This window comes from Salinisphaera sp. LB1, from assembly GCF_003177035.1.
Classification (GTDB): Bacteria; Pseudomonadota; Gammaproteobacteria; order Nevskiales; family Salinisphaeraceae; genus Salinisphaera.
The window spans coordinates 653,948-674,842 of sequence record NZ_CP029488.1 but is presented as its reverse complement, the minus strand read 5'-3'; the positions used below and the strand labels follow the sequence as shown (position 1 = coordinate 674,842).

General features: G+C 64.8%; 24 protein-coding genes. 21 read left to right on the top strand and 3 right to left on the bottom strand.

All coding sequences use genetic code 11. From position 1 onward, the window contains the following. The first annotated feature begins 1 nt into the window (after position 1). The 12 genes from rplR to SALB1_RS19400 all read left to right on the top strand — a co-directional run bounded on the left by rplR (position 2) and on the right by SALB1_RS19400 (position 6,420). Positions 2-361, top strand: coding sequence for a 50S ribosomal protein L18 (rplR, locus tag SALB1_RS03020; protein WP_109992515.1), 360 nt, complete (start codon positions 2-4; stop codon positions 359-361). 12 nt (positions 362-373) lie between these two features. Continuing rightward, positions 374-883, top strand: coding sequence for a 30S ribosomal protein S5 (rpsE, locus tag SALB1_RS03015; RefSeq protein WP_037341324.1), 510 nt, complete (start codon positions 374-376; stop codon positions 881-883). An 11-nt stretch (positions 884-894) separates the two neighbouring features. Then, positions 895-1,080, top strand: a complete 186-nt coding sequence (rpmD, locus tag SALB1_RS03010) for a 50S ribosomal protein L30 (RefSeq protein WP_109992514.1) — start codon at positions 895-897, stop codon at positions 1,078-1,080. Further along, complete coding sequence (rplO, locus tag SALB1_RS03005; RefSeq protein WP_109992513.1) at positions 1,081-1,509, top strand: 50S ribosomal protein L15; 429 nt, start codon at positions 1,081-1,083, stop codon at positions 1,507-1,509. It abuts the gene before it with no gap. 2 nt (positions 1,510-1,511) lie between these two features. Continuing rightward, positions 1,512-2,855, top strand: a complete 1,344-nt coding sequence (gene secY, locus SALB1_RS03000; protein WP_109992512.1) for a preprotein translocase subunit SecY — start codon at positions 1,512-1,514, stop codon at positions 2,853-2,855. 61 nt (positions 2,856-2,916) lie between these two features. Continuing rightward, the gene (gene rpmJ, locus SALB1_RS02995) at positions 2,917-3,033 is read left to right on the top strand and encodes a 50S ribosomal protein L36 (RefSeq protein ID WP_006913650.1); all 117 of its coding nucleotides are present in this window, start codon (positions 2,917-2,919) and stop codon (positions 3,031-3,033) included. A gap of 118 nt (positions 3,034-3,151) precedes the next feature. Next, entirely contained in the window at positions 3,152-3,508 is a 357-nt protein-coding gene (gene rpsM / locus SALB1_RS02990; protein ID WP_037341317.1) for a 30S ribosomal protein S13, read from the top strand. A gap of 37 nt (positions 3,509-3,545) precedes the next feature. Further along, positions 3,546-3,947, top strand: a complete 402-nt coding sequence (gene rpsK / locus SALB1_RS02985; RefSeq protein WP_109992511.1) for a 30S ribosomal protein S11 — start codon at positions 3,546-3,548, stop codon at positions 3,945-3,947. A gap of 27 nt (positions 3,948-3,974) precedes the next feature. Beyond that, positions 3,975-4,598: a 30S ribosomal protein S4 gene (gene rpsD / locus SALB1_RS02980; protein WP_109992510.1), complete on the top strand. Its 624-nt coding sequence runs from the start codon at positions 3,975-3,977 to the stop codon at positions 4,596-4,598. Positions 4,599-4,637: 39 nt separating this feature from the next. After that, positions 4,638-5,624, top strand: a complete 987-nt coding sequence (gene rpoA, locus SALB1_RS02975) for a DNA-directed RNA polymerase subunit alpha (protein WP_109992509.1) — start codon at positions 4,638-4,640, stop codon at positions 5,622-5,624. Between the two features lie 52 nt (positions 5,625-5,676). Then, positions 5,677-6,060, top strand: coding sequence for a 50S ribosomal protein L17 (gene rplQ / locus SALB1_RS02970; protein ID WP_109992508.1), 384 nt, complete (start codon positions 5,677-5,679; stop codon positions 6,058-6,060). 231 nt (positions 6,061-6,291) lie between these two features. Beyond that, positions 6,292-6,420 (top strand): hypothetical protein, encoded by a 129-nt coding sequence (locus tag SALB1_RS19400; RefSeq protein WP_255414483.1) that lies wholly within the window; start codon positions 6,292-6,294, stop codon positions 6,418-6,420. Here SALB1_RS19400 and SALB1_RS02960 read toward each other — a convergent pair. Beyond that, positions 6,417-9,422, bottom strand: coding sequence for a DUF748 domain-containing protein (locus SALB1_RS02960; RefSeq protein WP_109992506.1), 3,006 nt, complete (start codon positions 9,420-9,422; stop codon positions 6,417-6,419). The two genes, SALB1_RS19400 and SALB1_RS02960, sit on opposite strands and share 4 nt — an antisense overlap. 71 nt (positions 9,423-9,493) lie before the next feature. On the opposite strand from SALB1_RS02960, the gene SALB1_RS02955 reads away from it, so the two are divergent. Then, positions 9,494-10,360 carry an NAD(P)-dependent oxidoreductase gene (locus SALB1_RS02955; RefSeq protein WP_109992505.1) on the top strand — a complete coding sequence of 289 codons (867 nt, stop codon included), beginning with the start codon at positions 9,494-9,496 and terminating at the stop codon, positions 10,358-10,360. Between the two features lie 120 nt (positions 10,361-10,480). On the opposite strand, the gene argH is transcribed toward SALB1_RS02955, so the two are convergent. Continuing rightward, complete coding sequence (gene argH, locus SALB1_RS02950; protein WP_199678676.1) at positions 10,481-11,872, bottom strand: argininosuccinate lyase; 1,392 nt, start codon at positions 11,870-11,872, stop codon at positions 10,481-10,483. An 89-nt stretch (positions 11,873-11,961) separates the two neighbouring features. Here argH and SALB1_RS02945 point away from each other — a divergent pair, with 89 nt between their 5' ends. The 8 genes from SALB1_RS02945 (at position 11,962) to cynS (ending at position 20,114) form a co-directional block, all read left to right on the top strand. Then, on the top strand, positions 11,962-13,017 hold the full coding sequence (locus SALB1_RS02945; protein WP_109992503.1) for a sensor histidine kinase: 1,056 nt from the start codon (positions 11,962-11,964) through the stop codon (positions 13,015-13,017). Between the two features lie 5 nt (positions 13,018-13,022). Continuing rightward, entirely contained in the window at positions 13,023-13,745 is a 723-nt protein-coding gene (locus SALB1_RS02940; RefSeq protein WP_255414482.1) for a LytTR family DNA-binding domain-containing protein, read from the top strand. A 63-nt stretch (positions 13,746-13,808) separates the two neighbouring features. Beyond that, complete coding sequence (gene hemC / locus SALB1_RS02935) at positions 13,809-14,729, top strand: hydroxymethylbilane synthase (protein WP_109995242.1); 921 nt, start codon at positions 13,809-13,811, stop codon at positions 14,727-14,729. Between the two features lie 16 nt (positions 14,730-14,745). Next, a complete protein-coding gene (locus SALB1_RS02930) occupies positions 14,746-15,516 on the top strand; it encodes a uroporphyrinogen-III synthase (RefSeq protein WP_109992501.1) in 771 nt (256 codons plus the stop codon). A gap of 33 nt (positions 15,517-15,549) precedes the next feature. Then, positions 15,550-17,430 carry a uroporphyrinogen-III C-methyltransferase gene (locus SALB1_RS02925; protein WP_109992500.1) on the top strand — a complete coding sequence of 627 codons (1,881 nt, stop codon included), beginning with the start codon at positions 15,550-15,552 and terminating at the stop codon, positions 17,428-17,430. After that, positions 17,430-18,608, top strand: a complete 1,179-nt coding sequence (locus SALB1_RS02920) for a heme biosynthesis HemY N-terminal domain-containing protein (protein WP_109992499.1) — start codon at positions 17,430-17,432, stop codon at positions 18,606-18,608. Before SALB1_RS02925 ends, SALB1_RS02920 begins: the two co-directional genes overlap by 1 nt. A 27-nt stretch (positions 18,609-18,635) precedes the next feature. Next, on the top strand, positions 18,636-19,514 hold the full coding sequence (locus tag SALB1_RS02915) for an SDR family oxidoreductase (RefSeq protein WP_109992498.1): 879 nt from the start codon (positions 18,636-18,638) through the stop codon (positions 19,512-19,514). A 168-nt stretch (positions 19,515-19,682) separates the two neighbouring features. After that, the gene (gene cynS, locus SALB1_RS02910; RefSeq protein WP_109995241.1) at positions 19,683-20,114 is read left to right on the top strand and encodes a cyanase; all 432 of its coding nucleotides are present in this window, start codon (positions 19,683-19,685) and stop codon (positions 20,112-20,114) included. A 109-nt stretch (positions 20,115-20,223) separates the two neighbouring features. Here cynS and SALB1_RS02905 read toward each other — a convergent pair whose 3' ends face one another. Beyond that, complete coding sequence (locus SALB1_RS02905) at positions 20,224-20,862, bottom strand: EF-hand domain-containing protein (RefSeq protein WP_158590594.1); 639 nt, start codon at positions 20,860-20,862, stop codon at positions 20,224-20,226. Between the last annotated feature and the right edge of the window lie 33 nt (positions 20,863-20,895).

Below are 20,895 nucleotides of genomic sequence, written 5' to 3'. Positions count from 1 at the left end.
TATGCACAAGAAAACGGTTTCTCGTCTGCGGCGTGCGCGCCGGGCCCGAATGCACATGCGCAAGCTGGGCGCGCACCGCCTGTCGGTGCATCGCACGCCGCAGCACATTTATGCACAGATCGTGTCGCCGGACGGCGGCCAGACCTTGGTGTCGGCCTCGACGGTCGACAAGGATCTGCGGGGCGAAGTCGCGGGTCATCGCGGCAACAAGTCAGCCGCCGAGCTGGTCGGTCGCACGATCGCCGAGCGCGCCAGGGCCGCGGGCATTCAGGAGGTCGCCTTCGATCGCTCGGGCTTTGCCTATCACGGTCGCATCAAGGCGCTGGCGGATGCCGCGCGTGAAAACGGCCTGCAGTTCTAACGGATACGAGATATGGCAACACGTAACGAACAACGCACCGAAGGCGACCTGCTCGAAAAGCTGGTCACCGTCAATCGCGTGGCCAAGGTGGTCAAGGGCGGCCGTCAGTTCGGCTTCACGGCGCTGACCGTAGTCGGCGACGGCGAGGGTCGCGTCGGCTATGGCTATGGCAAGGCCCGCGAAGTGCCGCTCGCCATCGCCAAGGCGATGGAGGCCGCGCGCAAGAGCATGGTGCGCGTGCAGATCAAGGAAGGCTCCACGCTGCAGCACGCCATTGTCGGCGAGCACGGCTCCAGCAAGGTCATCATGCGCCCGGCCTCGGAAGGTACCGGTGTGATTGCGGGCGGCGGCATGCGCGCGGTGTTCGAGGTTGCGGGCGTGAACAACGTACTGTGCAAGAGCTACGGCTCGCGTAATCCGATCAACCTGGTGCGGGCGACCATCAACGGTTTGCGCAACATGCATGATCCGGAATTCATCGCGGCCAAGCGCGGCAAGTCCGTCGAAGACATTACGGCGTAAACGAGGCGGTCATGGCAGACAAGCGGATCAAAGTGACGCTGATCAAGAGCCCTATCGGCCGCATTGCGCGACATCGCGCCTGCGTGCGGGGCCTGGGTCTGCGTCGTGTGAATCACTCGGTCGAAGTGACCGACACCCCGGAAAATCGCGGCATGATCAACAAGGTTGCTGACATGCTTGCGGTCGAGGAGGTTTAAATGAAGCTCAACGACCTGCATTACACCGATGGTTCGCGTCCGGACGCCAAGCGCGTTGGCCGCGGCTCCGGTTCGGATCTCGGCAAGACCGCGGGCCGCGGTCACAAGGGCCAGCATTCGCGCAGCGGCGGCTACACGAAGGTCGGCTTCGAAGGCGGCCAGATGCCGCTGCAGCGCCGTATTCCCAAGCGCGGCTTTCATGCGACCGGGTCGGGTGTGGTCGAAGTCCGTCTGGACAGTCTGAACAAGTTGAGCGGCGAGATCGACCTGGCGGCGCTCAAGGCGGCCCATCTGGTGCCGCGCCAGGCGCGGGGTGCCAAGATCATCGCTTCCGGTGAACTGTCCTCGGCGGTGACGCTGAAGGGTGTGGCGGCGACAGCCGGCGCCCGTCAGGCGATCGAATCGGCGGGCGGTTCGGTCACCGTATAGACATGGCCAAGCGTCCCAACAACGCAGGCGGCGGCATGATGCCCAATGCCGGCAATCTCACCGAGATCCGGCAGCGGCTGTTATTCCTGCTCGGCGCGCTAGTCGTGTTCCGTATCGGGAGCTTCATTCCCGTGCCCGGTATCGATCCGGCGGAGTTGGCCCGGTTGTTCCAGCAGCAATCGGGAACGATTCTCGACGTCGGTGTCATGTTCACCGGCGGTGCGTTGAAGCGGTTATCGATCTTCGCGCTGGGCGTAATGCCTTATATCTCCGCGTCGATCATCTTCCAGCTCCTCACGGCGACCGTTCCGTCGCTCAAGGAGCTCAAGAAGGAAGGTGAATCGGGCCGGCGCAAGATCACGCAGTACACGCGTTATGGGACCGTTGTGCTGGCCAGTTTCCAGTCGGTCGGCACCGGTGTGGCGCTGTGGAACCAGGGCATCGCCCTGAACGGGGTGAGTGAATTCAGTTTCATCTTCACCACGGCGATCACACTCACGACCGGCGCGCTGTTCCTGATGTGGCTCGGTGAGCAGGTGACCGAGCGCGGCATCGGCAACGGCATCTCGATGTTGATCTTTTCGGCGATCGTGGCCGGACTGCCGTCGGCCATCGGCGGCACACTGGATCTGGTGCGGACCGGCGAGCTCAGTTTTTTCTTCGTCGTCGCGTTGTTCGTCGGTGCGCTCGCGGTGCTCGCGTTCGTGGTGTTCGTCGAGCGTGCACAACGGCGGATACCGGTGCATCATGCGCAGCGCCAGAGCGGTCGGCGGATGTATTCCGCCCAGACACAGCATCTGCCGTTGAAGCTGAATATGGCCGGTGTCATCCCGCCGATTTTTGCCTCCAGCATCATCCTGTTTCCGGCAACGATCATCCGCTTTCTCGGTCAGGGCGGGAGTGTCGCGAACTGGGTGTCGAATGCGATCGCGCCGGGGCAGCCGCTGTATGTGCTGTTCTATTCCGGGATGATCATCTTCTTCTGTTTCTTCTATACCGCGTTGGTGTTCGACTCGCGCGAGACAGCAGATAACCTGAAGAAGTCCGGTGCATTCATTCCGGGGGTTCGGCCCGGTATTCAGACGGCCAACTACATCGATACGGTGCTGACGCGGCTCACGGTCGCCGGTGCGGTCTATGTCACGCTGGTCTGTCTGTTGCCGGAGCTGCTGATCCTCAAGTACAACGTGCCGTTCTATTTCGGCGGCACGTCGCTTCTGATCATTGTTGTGGTGGTCATGGATTTCATGGCGCAGTTGCAGGCTCATCTGATGTCCCATCAGTACGAGGGCCTGATGCGCAAGAACAATCTAAAGGCGGGCGGCCGGGCCGGCATGCTGCGATAGCAGTGTGTCGCGCCCGCTGTTCGGCGGTCATGGTGACGTGAGTCACGTGTAGAGGGACGAGATGAAAGTTAGAGCATCGGTCAAGAAAATTTGCCGCAACTGCAAAGTCATTCGCCGCAATGGCGCGGTGATGGTGATTTGCTCGACGGACCCCCGGCATAAGCAGCGCCAGGGCTGATTCGCTTCGGCGGTATTGTCAAAGTCAGTTTTTAAGGATATGATGGCGGGCTTTTCCGGCGTCGTTCGCGCTTTTTGAAGCGAACACGTCCGCACCCGCGAGCTGGGAGTTCAATCAAATGGCGCGAATCGCTGGAGTCAATCTCCCGATCAACAAGCATGCAGCCATTGCGCTGACGTCGCTTTACGGCGTGGGTCATACCCGCGCTCGTGAGATCTGCAAGGAGGCCGGTGTAGCCACCGACACCAAGATCAAGGATCTCACGGAAGGCGAAGTCGAGGCGCTGCGTGCGCAGGTGCAGCAGTACACGATCGAAGGTGACCTTCGTCGCGAGGTGTCGATGAACATCAAGCGGCTGATGGACCTCGGCTGCTACCGCGGCATGCGTCACCGCCGCGGGCTGCCGGTGCGCGGTCAGCGCACGAAGACCAATTCGCGGACTCGCAAGGGCCCGCGTCGTCCGATTCGTCGATAAGCGCCTTTTCGCGCGAGATCACAGGTAGATAGACATTATGGCGACAGCATCCACCTCGAACAGCCGTAGCCGCAAGGTGCGCGCGCGTCGGAACGTTACCGATGGTATCGCGTTCGTGTATGCCACGTTCAACAATACCATCATCACGATTTCCGATCGGCAGGGCAACGTCTTGTCGTGGTGCACTTCGGGCACCTGCGGATTCAAAGGCTCACGCAAGAGCACGCCGTTCGCTGCACAGGTTGCGGCCGAGCGTGCCGGCGAGGGCGCGTCACAGTACGGCGTCAAGAATCTCGAGGTTCGCGTGAAGGGCCCGGGTCCGGGGCGTGAAGCCGCGGTGCGCTCACTGAATGCGTCCGGCTTCAAGGTGACGAGCATCATCGACGTGACCCCGATTCCGCACAACGGCTGTCGTCCGCCCAAGAAGCGCCGCGTCTAGCGCGCTTCGCGACATAGGTAATTAATCATGGCGAAATACACCGGTCCCAAGTGTAAGCTTTCGCGTCGCGCCGGCACCGATCTGTTGCTGAAGGGCCGCGGCCGTTCGCTTGAAGGCAAGTGCAAGATCGATACGTTGCCCGGCGCCCAGGGCGCCGCGCGTCGTCAGCGGCTGTCCGACTATGCGCTGCAGCTGCGCGAGAAGCAGAAACTGCGGCATATGTACGGCGTGCTTGAGAAACAGTTCCGCAATTACTACAAGAAGGCGGCGAGCCAGAAGGGCGCCACCGGCGTGCTGCTTCTGCAGCTGCTGGAGTCGCGTCTGGACAACGTCGTCTATCGGATGGGTTTTGCGGCGACGCGCGCCGAAGCGCGTCAACTGGTGAATCATAAGGCCGTCGCGGTCAATGATTATCCGGTCAATATCCCGTCGTACCAGGTCCGGGAAGGCGATGTGATCGCCATCCGCAACAAGGCCAAGCAGCAGAACCGGATCATCGAGGCGGTTCAGGTTGCTTCGCAAATCGGACTCGCGGACTGGGTGGAAGTCGATGAGAAGGGCCTGAAGGGGACGTACAAGTCGGTGCCGGATCGTGATCAGGTATTGCCTGACATCAACGAGAATCTGGTCGTCGAACTCTACTCCAAGTAATCAAGGCCGCGCTGCATTCGCAGCCAGAGGTATTTGCATATGCAGTCCAACGATTTGCTGAAGCCGCGCCTGGTCGAGGTGGAGCGTGTGAGTGATCGGCGTGCCAAGATCTCGCTCGAGCCGCTCGAGCGTGGTTACGGGCATACCCTGGGCAACGCCATTCGTCGCATTCTGCTGTCGTCGATCCCGGGCGCTGCCATCACCGAGGTTAGCATCGACGGCGTGCTGCACGAGTACACCACCGTCGACGGCATGCAGGAAGACGTCATCGACGTCCTGCTGAACCTGAAGAATGTCGCCGTGCGCATGCACGAGCGTGACGAGGCCGAGTTGCACCTGCACAAGTCGGGTGAGGGCGCGGTGACCGCGGGCGATATCGTCACGGATCACGATGTCGAGATCGTCAACCCCGACCTCGTAATCGCGCATCTGACCAGCGGTGAGTTGCGCATGAACATGAAGGTGCGCAAGGGCCGCGGTTATCACGCCGCGCAAAGCAAGGCGGAACCGGGCGAAGAGGACACGGGGGCCAGTGAGATTGGCGGTCTGCGTCTCGACGCCTCGTTCTCGCCGATCCGCCGGGTCAGTTATTCGGTCGACCGTGCGCGCGTCGAGCAGCGCACCGACCTCGACAAGTTGATTCTCGATATCGAGACCAACGGCAGCGTGGAGCCGCAGGATGCCGTACGCACGGCGGCTGCCACGCTCTACGATCAGTTGTCGGTGTTCGTGGATCTGGAAGCCCGCGAGGAGGCCTCGCGCCAGGGCGATTCCAGTGCCATCGATCCGACGCTGCTCAAGCCGATCGAGGATCTGGAGTTGACGGTTCGCTCGACCAACTGCCTGAAGGCGGAAGACATCCACTATGTGGGCGATCTGGTCCAGCGTACCGAAACCGAGCTGATGCGCACGCCGAACCTGGGCAAGAAGTCGCTGACCGAAATCAGCGAAGTGCTGGCCGAGCATGGTCTGAAGCTGGGTATGACGGTCGAGAACTGGCCGCCGGCCGAACTCGAGAAAGCCTAAACGCATCGGAATCACGGAAATCCGGTCGTCCCTTCGCTAAGGAATCATCGTTATGCGTCATCGCAAAAGCGGCAGCAATCTAGGGCGTGAGTCCTCGCATCGCGCTGCCATGCTCAAGAATATGTCCTCCTCGCTGTTCAAGGAGGAACTGATCCGGACCACGTTGCCGCGCGCCAAGGAGTTGCGCCGCATCGCGGAGCCGCTGATCACGCTCTCCAAGACGGACAGCGTGCACAACCGTCGTATCGCCTTCTCGCGCCTGCGCGACAAGGAGGCGGTCGGCAAGTTGTTCGGCGAACTCGGCACGCGATACGCCGATCGCCCGGGCGGATATCTGCGCATCCTCAAGTGTGGCTATCGTCCCGGCGATAATGCCCCGATGGCGTTCGTCGAACTGGTTGATCGCCCCGCGATCGCGGATGACGACGACGAGTGATCGGGTGCGGGTAACCGCCTGAGTCGCTGCAAGCCGGCCCCTTGAGGGCCGGTTTTTTTTGGGCGCTCGGTTGTCGCGCGGGCGACAGGCAATGCCGGGGGCAACTCGTCCGGGACCGCGTCGTCGCGGCCTGCAGCGTGGCCGTCGTGGCTGGCGCATGTGGTCTTCGCATGACGCCGAATGACGGACCCACGCCCTGTCCGGTGCGAGATGCACGCCAGATTCCGGACAGTGGCGCATCTTCTTGCAGATACGGGTCAGCGGGCGGGAATCGACGGTGCCCACAACGCGCGCGTCGTGTTCGCGTTCATCGGTGTGGATCTGCGGATGAACGCCCTGGAACAACAGAAACAGCGCTAATGCTTGTCGAGCGAAAACTTCACCGCGGGCCTGGCCTTATTGCTGTCGACCACTGATGGATTGCCCGCGATAATGCGGGCCGGGTTGACGTTGCGCGCCGCCAGATAGTCCTTGACCGCACTCTGGCGTTGCCGCGCGAGTTGTTCCAGCCGGGCGTGCTGCGCGGCGGGCGTGCCATGGAGCTTGAGAGCCTTGGCGTCCGCCGGCACCGCCTGGCCGGCGAGGTGCAGCGTCCAGCCGGGGTGGCTGCGCATGGCCTTGGCGATGAGCGCCAGATACTTGCGGTCCGCCGGCCGTACGTAGTGCTTGCCCTTGGTGAAGATGGCGGGGCGGTCCTCGACCGAGCGGAACAGGTTGAGAAAGCTGTTCTTGGCGTTGTTGAGCAGTCCGAGTGGCGAATAGTTCGACAGCAGCGCGGTGCGCAGACCCGCCAGAACGGCCTCGCGGATCAGGTTGTTGATCGAAAAGTAGGGGGTGGTGACGTCGCCGAGAATCTTGGTGCGGAAATGGATGATGTCGTTGTGTCCGCGGAGCAGCTTGAGGGCGGTGTTCATCGAAATGCCGTACGCGATATCGGTTTCCTTGGTCGCGCTGTTGGCGAGGCGGAAATTGGTCAACGTGGTATCGAGGACACCGTTAAGCTGCCCCTTTGTGGCGGAGAGGTTAAGCGTGCCGTCGGCGACGCCGTTGGCGATCCGGCGCCCCATGGCCGCGTCGAGATAACCCGACAGCGGTGCAAGCGCGAGGGAGCGTAGCCAGGCGTTCAGATCCATGCGGATGCCGTGGGGCGCAAACGGTGCGATCTTGCCGCGGCTGTCGAGGTGGCCGTAGGCGCCGACATCGAGCCCGAGGGTATAATGGGCGTCCTGATTCGGTTTGGCCGTGTCGAGGTTGTCGAGGGTGAAATGGAGCTTCGAGCCGGTCAGGTGGACGGCGGGCGTGGTCGTCTTGTCGACGAAGGCGATGGCCGGCCCCGAAAGGTGCATATGATCCACGGCGTAGGTCGCACTGGCAGCGCCGGGACCGGACGCCGCGCCCGGGCTCGAGGCTTTCGCATGAGGTTTCGACGCCTGATTCGATGCGGTCATGCTGCCCACGAATTGGCTGATGACACCGATACCGTGCTTGTCGTGCCGGGTATGGATGTTGGCGCCGCCAAGCTCGAGATCATGGACGCGGTAATGCTGCAGGTCGCGTAGGGCAAACTGTTTCGCCTGCATCGACACGGCCCGGATGGCCGCGCCGTCGCCGTGGCTGTCGCCGAGCATGCGGACTCCACTCGCTTTCAGATCGGCCACGCGGATGGCGTCGAGGCCGTCGATGGCGATGCCGCTCGCATTCGTTTGCAACAGCTCGATCCAGGGCGCGTTGATGGCGGTATCGACTGCGTCGAGCTTGTGGCTATGCGCGGCCCCCGATAGCGTCAGCCGCAGCGCGCGGCCGCTGGCGTCGGGTTGCTCGGCGTACTGGCCGTCGAAGCCGAACTGCGCGGCCGACATCCGGATCGGGGCGCCCGGTATGTTCAGATGTACGTTGCCGGCCTCGAGCTGGCCTTTTGCACGGCGCGAGAACAGCTGAGCGCTGTGCATGGCGACCTGGCCCTGCCAGGCCACATGGTCGGCGGTGACGTGACTCGTTTTCGGCACGTCGAACACCAGCTGGTTGCTGGTGAGGTGGCCGTCAGTCTGGATATGCGTGCCGTTGCCGGCCAGGCGGGTGGTGGTCTTGCCGGTCCAGTTGAGCGTGGCACTGTTCAGATCGACCGTCTCCGGCACGGTGAATCCCATGCCGGTGGCCGCGAAGCCGCCATCGGTGTCGACCCGGGTCTCGTCCGGGGTGAGCGTGAGGTTCAAATCGCCCGTGAGATGCTCGGCGGCGCTGGAGAGTTTCAGCCAGTTGCCGGAGACCAGATGGGTATCCTGCGCGCTCAACTTGCCGTGGCTCGTGACCCGCGTTGTGTGCTGGCCCAGTTTCGCGTCTGCCTTGCCATGCCACGATGCGCTCTTCTGGCGGAAGTCGAGCTGGTTTGCGCGTTGGGCGACCACGTCGGCAAGCGCCACCTTGCCATCGGCATGGATATGCCCAGGCTGGCTGTGGTTGCGCCAGAGCGTGGCCTGTTCGTCACCCTGCCAGGACAGACTGTCGCCCCGGACATCGGTGCCGTCGGTGGTGGCCAGATGGGCGTTATGCCATGCGCTTCGCCCCTTGACGCCGAGCGTCAACCGGCCGTCGGCGGCATACGTCATCGATAACTGTTGATCCGCGTCGAGCCGACCGTCGAGTGCCGTGACATAGCCCAGCCGCGCCACCGGCATGAAGGCCTGCATCGAGAAGTGGGATGCCTTGAGCGTCAGGTTCGCGCGCCGCGTATCGCCCAGCGGGCTCAACCGGCCTTGCAGGTCGAGCCGGCCGTCGGCGACCCGCAGCTGGACCTTGGCATGCGTCGCCTGTTGTGGTTGCCAGGTGGCGATGGGGCCGAGGTGCAGCCCGTGGACCACCAGCGTCTGATCGACCGCCGGTTGGTCGCCATGCGTCGGCGCGCGATAGTGCAGGGTGACCTGATCGACTGCGACTTCGCCGACGCCGAATCCCCAGTTGTGCTGCCCGCCGCCCGCACTGGGCAGCGGGATCGGTACGCCGGCGATCGTGGGCTGTTGTCTGGCGTTGCGGCCGGCATCGATGTGCGCATTGGCGAGCCGAATATAAGACAGATCGATGTGATGATCGGTCAACGGCCAGTAATCGATATTTACCGCGAAATGGCCGATGCGGAAGCGACGATTGTCCGGGCCGTGGCCACTGACATCGTCGAGACTGATCTGGCCGGTGAAGATATCGGCGTGCACGTGGCCGATATCCGCCGTGATGCCTTCGGCTTTCAGATAATGCTGCAGGGCATACCGCAAGACGAAAGGCGGGGCGATGATCAAGGCGGCCGCGATCATCACGATCAGCGCGCCGGTTGCGATCAGCGCCCATCGCGCGCCACGTCTGACTGCCATGTGTTCGTCGGTTTGGGCCCTCGGTTTCAAAAGCTTATCATCGATCGGAAACCACGCATGGAATCGAAGTCATGAACAGTGCATTTCTGGGGCTCGGTGGCATGGGCCACGGCATGGCCGCCAACCTTCACGCGGCCGGTCTGCTGACGGCCGTCTATAACCGCACCACCCGCCGGGCCGAGGATTTCGCCGGCGAACACGATGTGAAAGTCGTCGCCGACCCGGCCGAGGCCGCCGCCCACGCCGAGGCGATCGTGATCTGCGTCTCGGCGGATGACGACGTACTGGCCATGGTCGATGCCCTGACCGGCGCGCTGACCGAGCGGCATGTCGTGATCGATTGCTCGACGGTGGCCAGCGATACCGCCCGGGAAGCGGCGCGACGCGTCGGCGAAACCGGGGCGGCGTTCGTCGACGCCCCGGTCTCCGGCGGCACGGAAGGGGCCAAGAACGGCACGCTGTCGATCATGGTCGGCGCCGACGACGCGGTGTTCGAACGCGTCAAGCCAGTGCTCGAGGCCATGGGCTCGGGCATCACCCTGATGGGGCCGATCGGCTCCGGCCAGGCGACCAAGGCGGTCAACCAGATCATGGTGGCCGGCATCAACCAGGCGGTGTGCGAGGCCATGCGCTTTGCCGCGGCCATGGAGCTGCCGCTGGAGAAGGTGGTCGACGTGGTCGGTTCGGGCGCGGCCGGCAACTGGTTCGTCAATCATCGTGGCAAGACCATGGTGAAGGATGTCTTTGACCCCGGCTTCAAGTTGAAGCACCACCACAAGGACCTCGGCATCTGCCTGCACATGGCAGGCTTGAAGCACGGCAAACTACCGCTGTCGGCCAAGACGCGCGAGGAATACGAACAGCTCATGGCCGACGGCCATGGCGACGAGGATATCTCCGCGCTCTACCGCGCCCGGGCGGATCTGTTCGAGCAATAGAACCCGGTCCGCGGGAAAGCTGTCCGCAAATGAACGCAAAATAAACGCAAATCAAGAACGATTTTCTGTCTTATTTGCGTTTATTGGCGTTCATTGGCGGACCGTTCTTGTCAGAACGCCTTAAAGACCCAGGGCTTTGCGCGCCCGCGCCGCGGCGGCGCGTACCTGGTCGGGCGCGGTGCCGCCGATATGGTTGCGGGCGGCGACCGAGCCTTCCAGCGTCAGCACCTCGTAGACGTCTTCGTCGATCGCCGCCGAATATTCGCGCAGGGTGGCCAGTTCCAGTTCGGCCAGGTCGCAGCCTTCGCGGATGGCGCGCGAGACACAGTTGCCGACGATTTCGTGCGCATCGCGGAAGGCGACGCCGGCCCGCACCAGGTAATCCGCCAGATCGGTGGCGGTGGCGAAACCGCGGCGCGCGGCTTCCCGGCATTGTTCGCGCTTGACGGCGATATGCGGCGCCATATCGGCGAACAGGGCGAGGCACGCGCCGACGGTGTCGGCGGTGTCGAACATCGGGATCTTGTCTTCCTGATTGTCGCGGTTGTAGGCCAGCGGTTGGCCTTTCATGAGTGTGAGCAGGGCGGTGAGATGACCCTGTACGCGGGCGGTCTTGCCGCGGGTGAGCTCGGCCACGTCGGGGTTTTTCTTCTGCGGCATGATCGAGGACCCGGTGCAGTAGCGATCGGGCAGTTCGACGAAATCGAAGGCCGGGCTCATCCACAGGATCAGTTCCTCGGAAAAACGCGACAGATGCATCATGATCGTCGCCGACGCCGAGACGAATTCGATGGCGAAATCGCGATCCGAGACGGCGTCCAGGGAGTTGTCGATGACGCCGTCGAAGCCGAGTTCGTTGGCCACCATCTCGCGGTCGATGGGAAAGGTGGTGCCGGCCAGCGCGGCGGCGCCCAACGGCAGCACGTTGGCACGGGCGCGGATCTGGGCCAGCCGCTCGGCGTCGCGCGCCAGCATCGCCTGCCAGGCCAGCATGTGGTGGCCGAAAGTCACCGGCTGGGCCACCTGCATATGGGTAAAGCCCGGCATGATGGTATCGGCCTCGCGTTCGGCGAGTTCGACCAGCCCGGCGCGCAGCCGGTTGACTTCGCCGAGCAGCGCATCGAGCGTGTCGCGCAGCCACAGGCGCACGTCGGTAGCCACCTGATCGTTGCGCGAACGCGCGGTGTGCAGCTTCTTGCCGAGCGCGCCGATATCCTCGGTCAGCCGCGCCTCGATGTTCATGTGCACATCTTCGAGCGCGGCATCCCAGGGGAATTCACCGGCGCTGATCCGGGTCTCGATCGCTTTCAGGCCCGCCTCGATCGCGCCGAATTCGTCGGCGGTGAGCACGCCGATGGCCGACAGCATGCGCGCATGCGCGATCGAGCCCGCGATGTCGTAGGGCGCCAGGCGCGTCTCGAACGAGATCGATTCGGTGAACGCGGCCACCCGGGCATCCGGGCCCTCGGCGAAACGGCCGCCCCAGGTCTGATGGCTCGATTGCGTGCTCATCGGTGCATCCATTGCGTGCGGAGTGGGCGCGCGAGTATAGCAATGCGCCGGCTTGACGCCGTGGCCCGGTTATTCAAAAACTGTGGGCGATGCCCGAGTCCGAATCGCCGACCGCCATACTGCCCGACTTCTGTACCGGCGCGCGCGTGCTCCGTGTGCTTCTGGTGTGTGAGGCGGTGGCGATCGTGCTGGCGCTGGGCGGCTCGATGTCGGGCGATCTATGGCGGCGGCTGTTTCTGTTGTCGGTTTATCTTCAATGGATCGGCGTTTGCAGCGCGGCGGCGCTGTGTCTGATACGCCGCTACGCGCAGGGGCGGGATACGCGCATCGTGGTGGTCCTGTCATACATCAGCCTGTTGCTGGTGACCCTGGCAGTCACCGAGATCGTGTTCGCGGCCGGACGATTCACCGGGTTTGGATTACTGATCGAGCACAGTGGCCAGGGGGCGTTCGTGCTGCGCAGCATGGGCGTCTGCGCGGTGGTCGCGGCACTGGGGCTGCGTTATTTCTGGCTGCGCGCGTCCTGGGCGGCGCACGCCGAGGCCGAGCTGCGCGCCCGGCTGGAAGCGCTCCAGGCCCGTATCGAGCCGCACTTCCTGTTCAACACGCTCAACAGCGTCGCCGCGCTGATCACCTATCGGCCGGCCGAGGCGGAAACCGCGCTGGAGGATCTGGCGACGTTGCTGCGGGCCCGCTTGAACGCCGAAAGTCCGGCCGCGATCCGGCTCACCGACGAAATGCGTCTTATCGATGCCTATGTCCGGATCGAGAAACTGCGCCTGGGCGACCGGTTGGCGATGGACGTCGATCTGTCGCCGGCCGCACGGGAGGCGCGGCTGCCGTCGCTGTGCCTGCAGCCACTGGTGGAGAACGCCATCGGCCACGGCGTGGCGCGCTTGCCCGACGGTGGAACGGTCCGGGTCCGCGCCTGGATGGAGGCCGGTGCGCTGTTCGCCGAGGTGCGCAACCCGGTGGCTGCGAGCACGGGCCGTGTGCCGGGGCATCGCCAGGCATTGTCGAATATTCGGCGTCGACTGGCACTGGTTTACGATGGGCAGGCCCGGCTCGATTTCACGCATGACGATACTTGGTTCACGGTTAGGCTTGTATTACCCCAACAAGAGCGAGAAGACGCGTTGAAATGAATGTCATGATCGTCGACGACGAGCCGCTCGCCCGCGAGCGGCTGCGCCGCATGATCGAGACCTTTCCCGGCCATGCCGTGATCGGCGAGGCCTCCGAGGGCCGGTCGGCCATCGAACGCGTGTCCGAATTGGCGCCGGACGCCGTGCTGCTGGATGTACACATGCCGGGTATGGACGGCCTGCAGGTGGCACGCGAACTGGCCAACACCGATCTGCCGCCAGCGGTAATCTTCATCACGGCGCACAGCGAGCACGCGCTGTCGGCGCACAACAGCCAGGCCGACGGCTACCTGCTCAAACCGGTGCGGCGCGATGATCTGGCGGCCGCCCTCGCCCGGGCGCGTCAGCCGAGCCGGGCCCAGTACAGCGCGCTCGCTGGCCAGCTGGATGGCCGCGGCCCGATGGGCTATGTGAGCGCACGCACCCGCGATGGCATCGAGCGCGTGGCGATTCGCGACATCCTGTATTTCTGGGCCGACCGGAAATACACCTCGGCGTTCCATCTGCACGGTGAACTGCTGATCGAGCAGTCGCTGGCGACATTGGAACAATCGCTGGCGGAGAACTTCATGCGGGTCCACCGCAAGGCGCTGGTCGCCCGTGCCCACGTTACCGCACTCAAATACAATAGCGATGGCAGTGCCTGCCTGACCCTGCGCCACGTCGCGACCACGGTGCCAGTGTCCCGGCGCCGCCTGGCCGAGGTCCGGGCGCTGCTCGAATCCTGATTCATCCGCGGCGGTCGTTGGTTGTCGATCGCCGAGAAAACGACCACCCGCGAGCCTTCGTTCATGCCCAAGACCCTGCGTATCGCCACCCGCCAGTCCGAACTCGCGCTGTGGCAGGCCCGTCATGTGCAGTCGCGCCTGGCGATCGCCCTGCCCGACACCGACGTCGAACTGCTGCCGATCCGGACCGAGGGCGATCGCGTCACCGACCGGCCGTTGTCGGCCATCGGCGGCAAGGGATTGTTTCTCAAGGAACTTGAATCCGCCATGACGAACGGCGAAGCCGATCTGGCGGTACATTCGATGAAGGACGTGCCGGCCGAACTGCCGCCCGGGTTCGCGCTGCCGGTGGTGCTGGCGCCAGCGAGCCCGCTCGATGCGTTCGTATCCAACACCTACGACACCCCGGAAGTCATGCCGGCCGGCGCGGTCGTGGGCACATCCAGCTTGCGCCGCGCCGCGATGATCAAGCATCTGCGCCCGGATCTGGAGATCCGGAACCTGCGCGGCAACGTGCAGACCCGGCTGGCCAAGCTGGACGCCGGCGAATACGACGCCATCCTGCTGGCCTGTGCCGGGCTGGAACGGCTGGAACTGGCTGCGCGCATCCGTTGCGAGCTAAGCCCCGAGCAGAGCCTGCCGGCGATCGGCCAGGGCGTGCTCGGCATCGAGATCCGTGCCGCCGATGAGGACACCGCCGCCGCCATCGCCGCGCTCGACGACGAATACACCCACGTGCGCATCGATGCCGAGCGCGCGGTCAACAGTCGGCTCGAGGGCAGCTGTCATCTCCCGATTGCGGCGCATGCCACGCACGACGGCGTCACACTGCGCCTGCGGGCCTGTGTCGGGCGCCCGGACGGCACGCAGATGGTGCGCGACGAAATCAGCGGCCCGGTCGACGAGGCGGCCGAACTCGGGCATGCGCTAGCCGAACGCCTGCTGGCCGCCGGCGCCGACCGCATCCTCGCGGCTCTCGGCTGAGCCGCACGCGCTTCGCATGTCGCCCCCCGATCTGTCCGGTGCCACAGTCTGGCTGACGCGGCCGATCGCGCAGGCCGAGGCATGGCGCGCCGCGTTCGAAGCGGCTGGCGCGAATGTAATGGTGGAGCCGTTGCTGGTCATCGAGCCGCCGCCGGATGCCGCGGCGGCCGCGGCCGCGCTCGACCGGGCGGAAACCGCCGATATCGTGATCGCGACTTCGGCCAACGCAGTGGCGGGTGCGGCCCGTCTGCGTCCGTACTGGGCGCCCCGGGGGTCGCTCGTGGCCGTCGGCGCGGCGAGCGCCGAGGCGCTGTCGCGTTATACCGGCGCCACCGTGGCCAGGCCCGAGCGTGCCGATACGGAAGGGTTGCTGGCGTTGCCGCGACTGCGCCAGGTGGCCGGGCGGCGCGTTGCACTGCTCTCGGGCGAGGGCGGGCGTGCGGCGCTGGCCGACGCCCTGATCGCGCGTGGCGCGCAACTCGACAAGATTGCACTGTATCGCCGCGTGCCCGCGGCGATCGGCGATGCGCGACTGCGGCAATTGCTGTCGGCGGATGCCGTGATCGTGACCAGCGCCGAGGCCTGGCGGCATCTGGCCGCCCTCGCCACCGGCGCCAAACGCGCACGGCTGGCGCATCTGCGGTTGGTGGCGGCCAGCCAGCGTGTGGTACAACAAGCCGGCTGCGACGTTGATGATTGGTCGGTCGAACCGGTGGTCATCGAACGCATGGATGCGGCGGGCGCCGTGGCTGCACTGGACCGCGTCTGGCCGCTCCGAGGACAATGACGGTAACCGACACCGGGGGATAGCCGCTACCTTATGACTCAAGACAAGCGCGACAAGAACGACGCCGATCGAGCTCAGTCCTCGGCCAAGCCCGAAGACAACAGCCAATCGAGCGGCAGCAAGCCGTCGGAGGCCGCCCCGAAAACGGCGTCGGCGGCCGGCGACAAGCCGGCAACCGATAACAAGGCGGCGCCGAGCGATGCCGGCCGGGGCCAATCGGAGGCCGGGTCGGGCGCTTCCGGCGGCGAGTCGAACAAGCCGGGCGGCCAGGGCGCGCCCGGGCAGAAAAGCGCTTCGAGCCCCGGTGCCGGGGCCGGGGCGTCAGCGAGTGCGAAGCCGTCCGGCGGTGCCAAGGAAACGGCCAAGACCGGCGGCGACTCGCGTCAGGACGCCGACCGTGGCAAGGCCAAGTCCACGTCCGCTGGAAGCACTGCCACTGCTGGCTCGGGCACGAAGTCGTCCGGCGCCGCCAGCGCTGGCGCGAGCCCGCGTTCGGGCGCGCCGGGCACCCGCGGCGGTGCCACGAGCGGCAGCGGCCGGAACGCGGCCGCGTCGTCAGGCGGCGCGGGTCGCGGTGCCGCGAGCACGGCCGGTGGTACGCGGGGCCCGGGCGGCACGAAACGCGATGGCAAGCGGCGCAATATCGGCCTGCTCTTAGCCGTATTCGCGCTGATTATCGCCATTGTCGCGGCGGCCTGCACTGGCTATCTCTGGTATCGCGGTCAGCAGCGTATCGGCGATCTGGACTCGCGCATCAATACGGTTGATAACAGCCTGCAGCACAATGTCCAGAAAGTGATCATGCCCAAGCTGTCTGACATGCATGACAAGCTGTCCGATATGCATGATCGGTTGCACAAGTTCTCGCAGCGGACCGATCAACTGTCGCAGAAGCTGGACCAGCGCCAGCAGCAGATCGCCCAGTTGCAGCAGACCATCCAGCATGTTCAGGCGCAGAACAAGCAACTGTCGAATCAACTCGGCGGCGATCACAGCCGGTTCGTCGACCAGCGCATTGCATTATTGCTGGAAGCGGCCAACCAGCGGCTCCAGATCGAGCATGATCCGAAGGGCGCGGCTCGGGCGCTGTCGCTGGCCGATGACGCCATCCAGCGCAGCGGCGATCCCGAGCTGCATCCGGTGCGTGCCCAGATCGCCAGTGAGAAGGCAGCGCTCAAGGCGTTGCCCAATCCCGACATCGAAGGCCTGTCGCTCAAGTTGTCGAATGCGATCCAGCAGGTTCCGAAACTGCCGCTCAAATCCCATGTGCCGAGCCACTACCAGCCGAAGTCCGGCCACGGCGGTGCCGCGAGCGCCGGCGCGCAGGGCGGCAAGGGCGGCGACAATGGCGGTACGTTGGAATTCGCGGGCATCAAGCTGGCCCGCATGTGGCACCAGTTCGTCGACTCGGCCGGCAACGCGCTGTCGCGGATGGTCACCATCCGGCATGCCAACGGCACCGAAAACGCGCCGGCATTGATGGCACCCGACCAATCGTATTTCCTGGTTCAGAACCTGCAGCTGCAACTGCGTACGGCCCGTCTGGCCCTACTGGGCGGCAATGCGCAGACCTATCACGATGCGCTGTCGCAAGCGCGTGACTGGATCCGCAAGTATTTCGATACCAGCGATTCGTCGGTTTCGGCCGTGCTGAACGACCTGTCCCAGCTTTCGCAGGTCAAGCTCAATTGGCAGGCGCCGGATCTGTCGTCCAGCCTGAAAACGCTGCGCCGGATCATGGCTCGCGATCAGAACAACCAGAACAATGGGAATGGCGCGTCGTCCGCGGGCGGCAGTGCCTCCGGCCAGTCCGCGGGCGCGGGGTCGTCCGGCGGCGGGGCCGCCCAGCCCGGGCAGGCCGGATCTGGCAGCAAGCAAGGCAATAAAAACGCCAATGCCGCGGGGAGCTCGTGATGCGTCGTCTGCTGCTCGCCTTCTTTGTCTTTGTCCTGCTCGGCATTTTGTTGTCGGTCGTGTTCCGGCATCACCCGGGCTATGTACTGGTCACCTTCGACGGCTGGCAGGTCGAGACCTCGCTGCTGTTCGCCTGTGCCGCCGTGCTGCTCGGCGTATGGGCCCTGGCCCTGGTATGGCGCATCTTCGTCACGCTCGTGTTCGCGCCGCGCAATATCCGGGGCTTTTTCGGCCGGCGTCGTCGGCGCAAGGCGCGGCGTTCGCTCTACGCGGGGCTCGAACATCTGGCCGAGGCGCGTTGGGCTCGAGCTGAGGCCGATCTGCAGGCATTGGCCGAATCGAACGAGGCGCCCGGCCTGAATCATCTGTTTTCCGCGCGTGCCGCCCAGTATCAGGCGCATCTGGGCGATCGCGACCGCTATTTGCAGAAAGCGGCGGAACGCAAGTCGGTCAGCGAACTGGCCGTGCTCATCACCCAGGCCGAATTGCAGATCGCGGCCGGGCAGACGACCGAGGCACAGGCCACGCTGACGCGTTTGCATGAACTCGAGCCACGCCATCCCTGGGTGCTGCGCATGCTTGCCGATCACGCCATGGCCTGCGGAGATTACGAGCGGGTCTACGGCCTGTTGCCGGAGCTCGACAAGTATGCCGCGTTGTCAGCCCAACGCCTGCGCGAAATGTCGATCGCCGCGTACAAGCATCGGTTGTCGCAGCAGAGCGATATCGGTGGCCTGACCGCGACCTGGCGTCGGATACCCAAGGATTTGCGCCAGGCGCCCGAGATCGTGCGTCACTACGTGCAGTGCCTGAAGCAGCAGCGTGCGGATGACGAGGCCGCGAACGTGATTCGCAATACGTTGAAAAAACAATGGGTCGCCCCGTTGGCGCTCATCTTCGGTGACCTGCAGTGCAGCGACGAAACCGAACAGCTCGCGACCGTCGAGGAATGGATCAAGATCCATGGCCGCGAATCCGAGCTGATGCTGGTGGCCGGCCGATTGTGCCTGCGCAATCAGCTCTGGGGCCGGGCCCGCAGTTACTTCGAAGCCAGCCAGGCGCAGCACGCGCGCGCGGACGCACTGCTCGAACTCGGCCATTTGTTCGAGCAGATCAACGAAGTGGACCAGGCGCGCTCGGCCTATCGGCGCGGGCTGGAGCTGCGCGCCTCGCAATGAGGCGGCGCGGGCGCGCGGGCTGACGTCGTGGCTGCGGCCGGCATTTCGACCCTGATCATCGGTTGCGGCGATACCGGTGTCCGGCTCGCTGCACGCGCGGTGGGGGTCGGTGACGACGTACTGGGCGTGGTGCGCAGCGCGGCATCCGCGACCCGCGTGCGTTCTGTCGGCGCCGATTCATTGGCACACGATCTGGATGGGGAAATCAGTGCGCTGCCGGCGTGTCGTCGACTCGTCTACAGCGCGCCGCCGTCGCGCGATGGCGAGACCGACGAACGCATGCGACGGGTGCTGGCGGCGATGCCGAATGTGCCGGCGCATGTCGTGTACATAAGTACCAGCGGGGTGTACGGCGATTGCGGCGATGACTCGGTCGATGAGACCCGTCCCGTGGCGCCGGCCAGTGCCCGCGCCAAGCGGCGCGTTGACGCCGAACGACAGATCGCCGCCTGGGCCCCGCATGCCGTGATCCTGCGCGCGCCGGGCATCTATGGGCCCGGCCGGCTGCCGGTCGATCGCGTACGGGCCGGCGAGCCCGTGCTGGCCGATGCGGCCGGGGGCTGGACCAATCGCGTGCATATCGACGATCTCGCCGGCATGGCCTGGCGCGTGGCGCGGCAACATCCCCCGCACACCCTCTACAATGCCTGCGACGGCGCGCCCACGCGTCGCGAAGCTTACTACGACACGCTGGCGGAATTGCTTGACGTGCCGGCGCCACCCAAGATCGACTGGGCCGAGGCCCGCCAGCGATTCTCGGCCATGCGCCTGTCGTTCCTGGCGGAATCCCGCCGTCTGTCGAATCGGCGGATCGTGGCTGACACCGGCTATCGATTGGTGTTTCCCGATTACCGCGACGGGCTGATCGCCAGTCTGCGCGGGGAGAACACAAGCGCCGGGTACTGAGTGGCGCCCGACCCGGGCCGGCGACTTCGGGTCGATAACCGGGGTCGCGCCGCCCGATCCAGCGGCCGGTGGCACGCCATGGCATGTTTTCTGCAGTATGCCGAGCGGTCGCGTATGGCGGCCTCATTCACCATTGCGGGAGACCGATCCGTGATCGATAAGCAGCAGATGAAACGAGCCATTCTCGAGGCCAAGAAAGCCAAGGGAATGCGTTGGAGCGAGATTGCCGAGTCCATCGGCATGGCGCCGGTCTGGACCGCATCGCTGGCGCTGGGCGAGGCGTCGGCCACCGAAGAAATCGCCGAAAAATTGTGTGCCCTACTCGATCTCGACGCCCAGGTGGCCGAGGCTTTGCAGGAGCCGCCGCTTAAGGGGCAGTGGCTGGATCGGACGGTACCCACCGATCCCATGATCTATCGTTTCTACGAGATCATGGCGGTTTACGGGCCAGCGGTGAAAGCCTGTGTCCACGAGGAATTCGGCGACGGCATCATGTCGGCAATCGATTTCATGATCGATGTGGAGCGGGTCCCGGACCCCAAGGGCGACCGGGTCAAGATCACCATGAACGGTAAATTCCTGCCCTACGTACGCTGGTAGCCGGGCGCGGCTCCGGCCCGGTGTTGTGATGGGGTCGCGGGCGATGCGTCGGGCCGGCGCGTTGCGCCGGCCCTTCCCGGGGAGGCATGCCCCATTGATCGGCGCGCGATCAGTCTGCCTTGCCCTGCGTCTGATCCAAGTCCGGCTCGTGCCAGTCATGCGGGTGATGATGCCAGTGCTGGGCGGCCTCATTCCATTCAGCCGCGGACACATAGCCGTCGTTGTTGCGGTCCATATGGGCAAAGATCTCGTCGGTGCTGGGCTTGCCCCGATGGCTCCGGCGGTGGCCCTCGTGGTGGTCTCGGCGGTGATGATCGTGATCGCCCGGCCCGGGCGCGTTCCCCGGATGGCTGGAGGGCGGGGGTGGCGGCATGTCGCCTTCCGGCGGGCCCATGTGATGGCGGCCCATCGGCGGTTTCATCTCGTCGGCCGAGATCACGCCGTCGCCGTTGGCGTCCAGCTTGGCGAATAGGTGATCGGCGCGGGCCTTGGCCTGGGCCTCGAATTCGCTTTTCTCGATCTTGCCGTCGTGATTGGTATCGAGCTTGTCGAACATCTGTTGCTTGATCACTTCCCGCAGCCTGGTCATCTCGGCAGCCGTGAGCCGGCCGTCGCCGTTGGTGTCGAGTTTTTTGAAGATGGCCTGGCTGTCGGGATCGTGATCCGCTGCGCCATTGTCGGCGGCGAACCCCGCGGCCGAGACCGACAGGCCGGCGACGAGCAGGGAAAGCGTCAAATATTTTTTCATCACGTACTCCTTTGCGGATGAGCGTGGGGCGCC

Excerpts from the sequence above, each read along its gene's own strand:
- rplR (WP_109992515.1), top strand. The coding sequence starts at position 2 with ATGCACAAGAAAACGGTTTCTCGTCTGCGGCGTGCGCGCCGGGCCCGA.
- rpsE (WP_037341324.1), top strand. The coding sequence starts at position 374 with ATGGCAACACGTAACGAACAACGCACCGAAGGCGACCTGCTCGAAAAG.
- rpmD (WP_109992514.1), top strand. The coding sequence starts at position 895 with ATGGCAGACAAGCGGATCAAAGTGACGCTGATCAAGAGCCCTATCGGC.
- rplO (WP_109992513.1), top strand. The coding sequence starts at position 1,081 with ATGAAGCTCAACGACCTGCATTACACCGATGGTTCGCGTCCGGACGCC.
- secY (WP_109992512.1), top strand. The coding sequence starts at position 1,512 with ATGGCCAAGCGTCCCAACAACGCAGGCGGCGGCATGATGCCCAATGCC.
- rpmJ (WP_006913650.1), top strand. The coding sequence starts at position 2,917 with ATGAAAGTTAGAGCATCGGTCAAGAAAATTTGCCGCAACTGCAAAGTC.
- rpsM (WP_037341317.1), top strand. The coding sequence starts at position 3,152 with ATGGCGCGAATCGCTGGAGTCAATCTCCCGATCAACAAGCATGCAGCC.
- rpsK (WP_109992511.1), top strand. The coding sequence starts at position 3,546 with ATGGCGACAGCATCCACCTCGAACAGCCGTAGCCGCAAGGTGCGCGCG.
- rpsD (WP_109992510.1), top strand. The coding sequence starts at position 3,975 with ATGGCGAAATACACCGGTCCCAAGTGTAAGCTTTCGCGTCGCGCCGGC.
- rpoA (WP_109992509.1), top strand. The coding sequence starts at position 4,638 with ATGCAGTCCAACGATTTGCTGAAGCCGCGCCTGGTCGAGGTGGAGCGT.
- rplQ (WP_109992508.1), top strand. The coding sequence starts at position 5,677 with ATGCGTCATCGCAAAAGCGGCAGCAATCTAGGGCGTGAGTCCTCGCAT.
- SALB1_RS02960 (WP_109992506.1), bottom strand. The coding sequence starts at position 9,422 with ATGGCAGTCAGACGTGGCGCGCGATGGGCGCTGATCGCAACCGGCGCG.
- SALB1_RS02955 (WP_109992505.1), top strand. The coding sequence starts at position 9,494 with ATGAACAGTGCATTTCTGGGGCTCGGTGGCATGGGCCACGGCATGGCC.
- argH (WP_199678676.1), bottom strand. The coding sequence starts at position 11,872 with ATGAGCACGCAATCGAGCCATCAGACCTGGGGCGGCCGTTTCGCCGAG.
- SALB1_RS02945 (WP_109992503.1), top strand. The coding sequence starts at position 11,962 with ATGCCCGAGTCCGAATCGCCGACCGCCATACTGCCCGACTTCTGTACC.
- SALB1_RS02940 (WP_255414482.1), top strand. The coding sequence starts at position 13,023 with ATGATCGTCGACGACGAGCCGCTCGCCCGCGAGCGGCTGCGCCGCATG.
- hemC (WP_109995242.1), top strand. The coding sequence starts at position 13,809 with ATGCCCAAGACCCTGCGTATCGCCACCCGCCAGTCCGAACTCGCGCTG.
- SALB1_RS02930 (WP_109992501.1), top strand. The coding sequence starts at position 14,746 with ATGTCGCCCCCCGATCTGTCCGGTGCCACAGTCTGGCTGACGCGGCCG.
- SALB1_RS02925 (WP_109992500.1), top strand. The coding sequence starts at position 15,550 with ATGACTCAAGACAAGCGCGACAAGAACGACGCCGATCGAGCTCAGTCC.
- SALB1_RS02920 (WP_109992499.1), top strand. The coding sequence starts at position 17,430 with ATGCGTCGTCTGCTGCTCGCCTTCTTTGTCTTTGTCCTGCTCGGCATT.
- cynS (WP_109995241.1), top strand. The coding sequence starts at position 19,683 with ATGAAACGAGCCATTCTCGAGGCCAAGAAAGCCAAGGGAATGCGTTGG.
- SALB1_RS02905 (WP_158590594.1), bottom strand. The coding sequence starts at position 20,862 with ATGAAAAAATATTTGACGCTTTCCCTGCTCGTCGCCGGCCTGTCGGTC.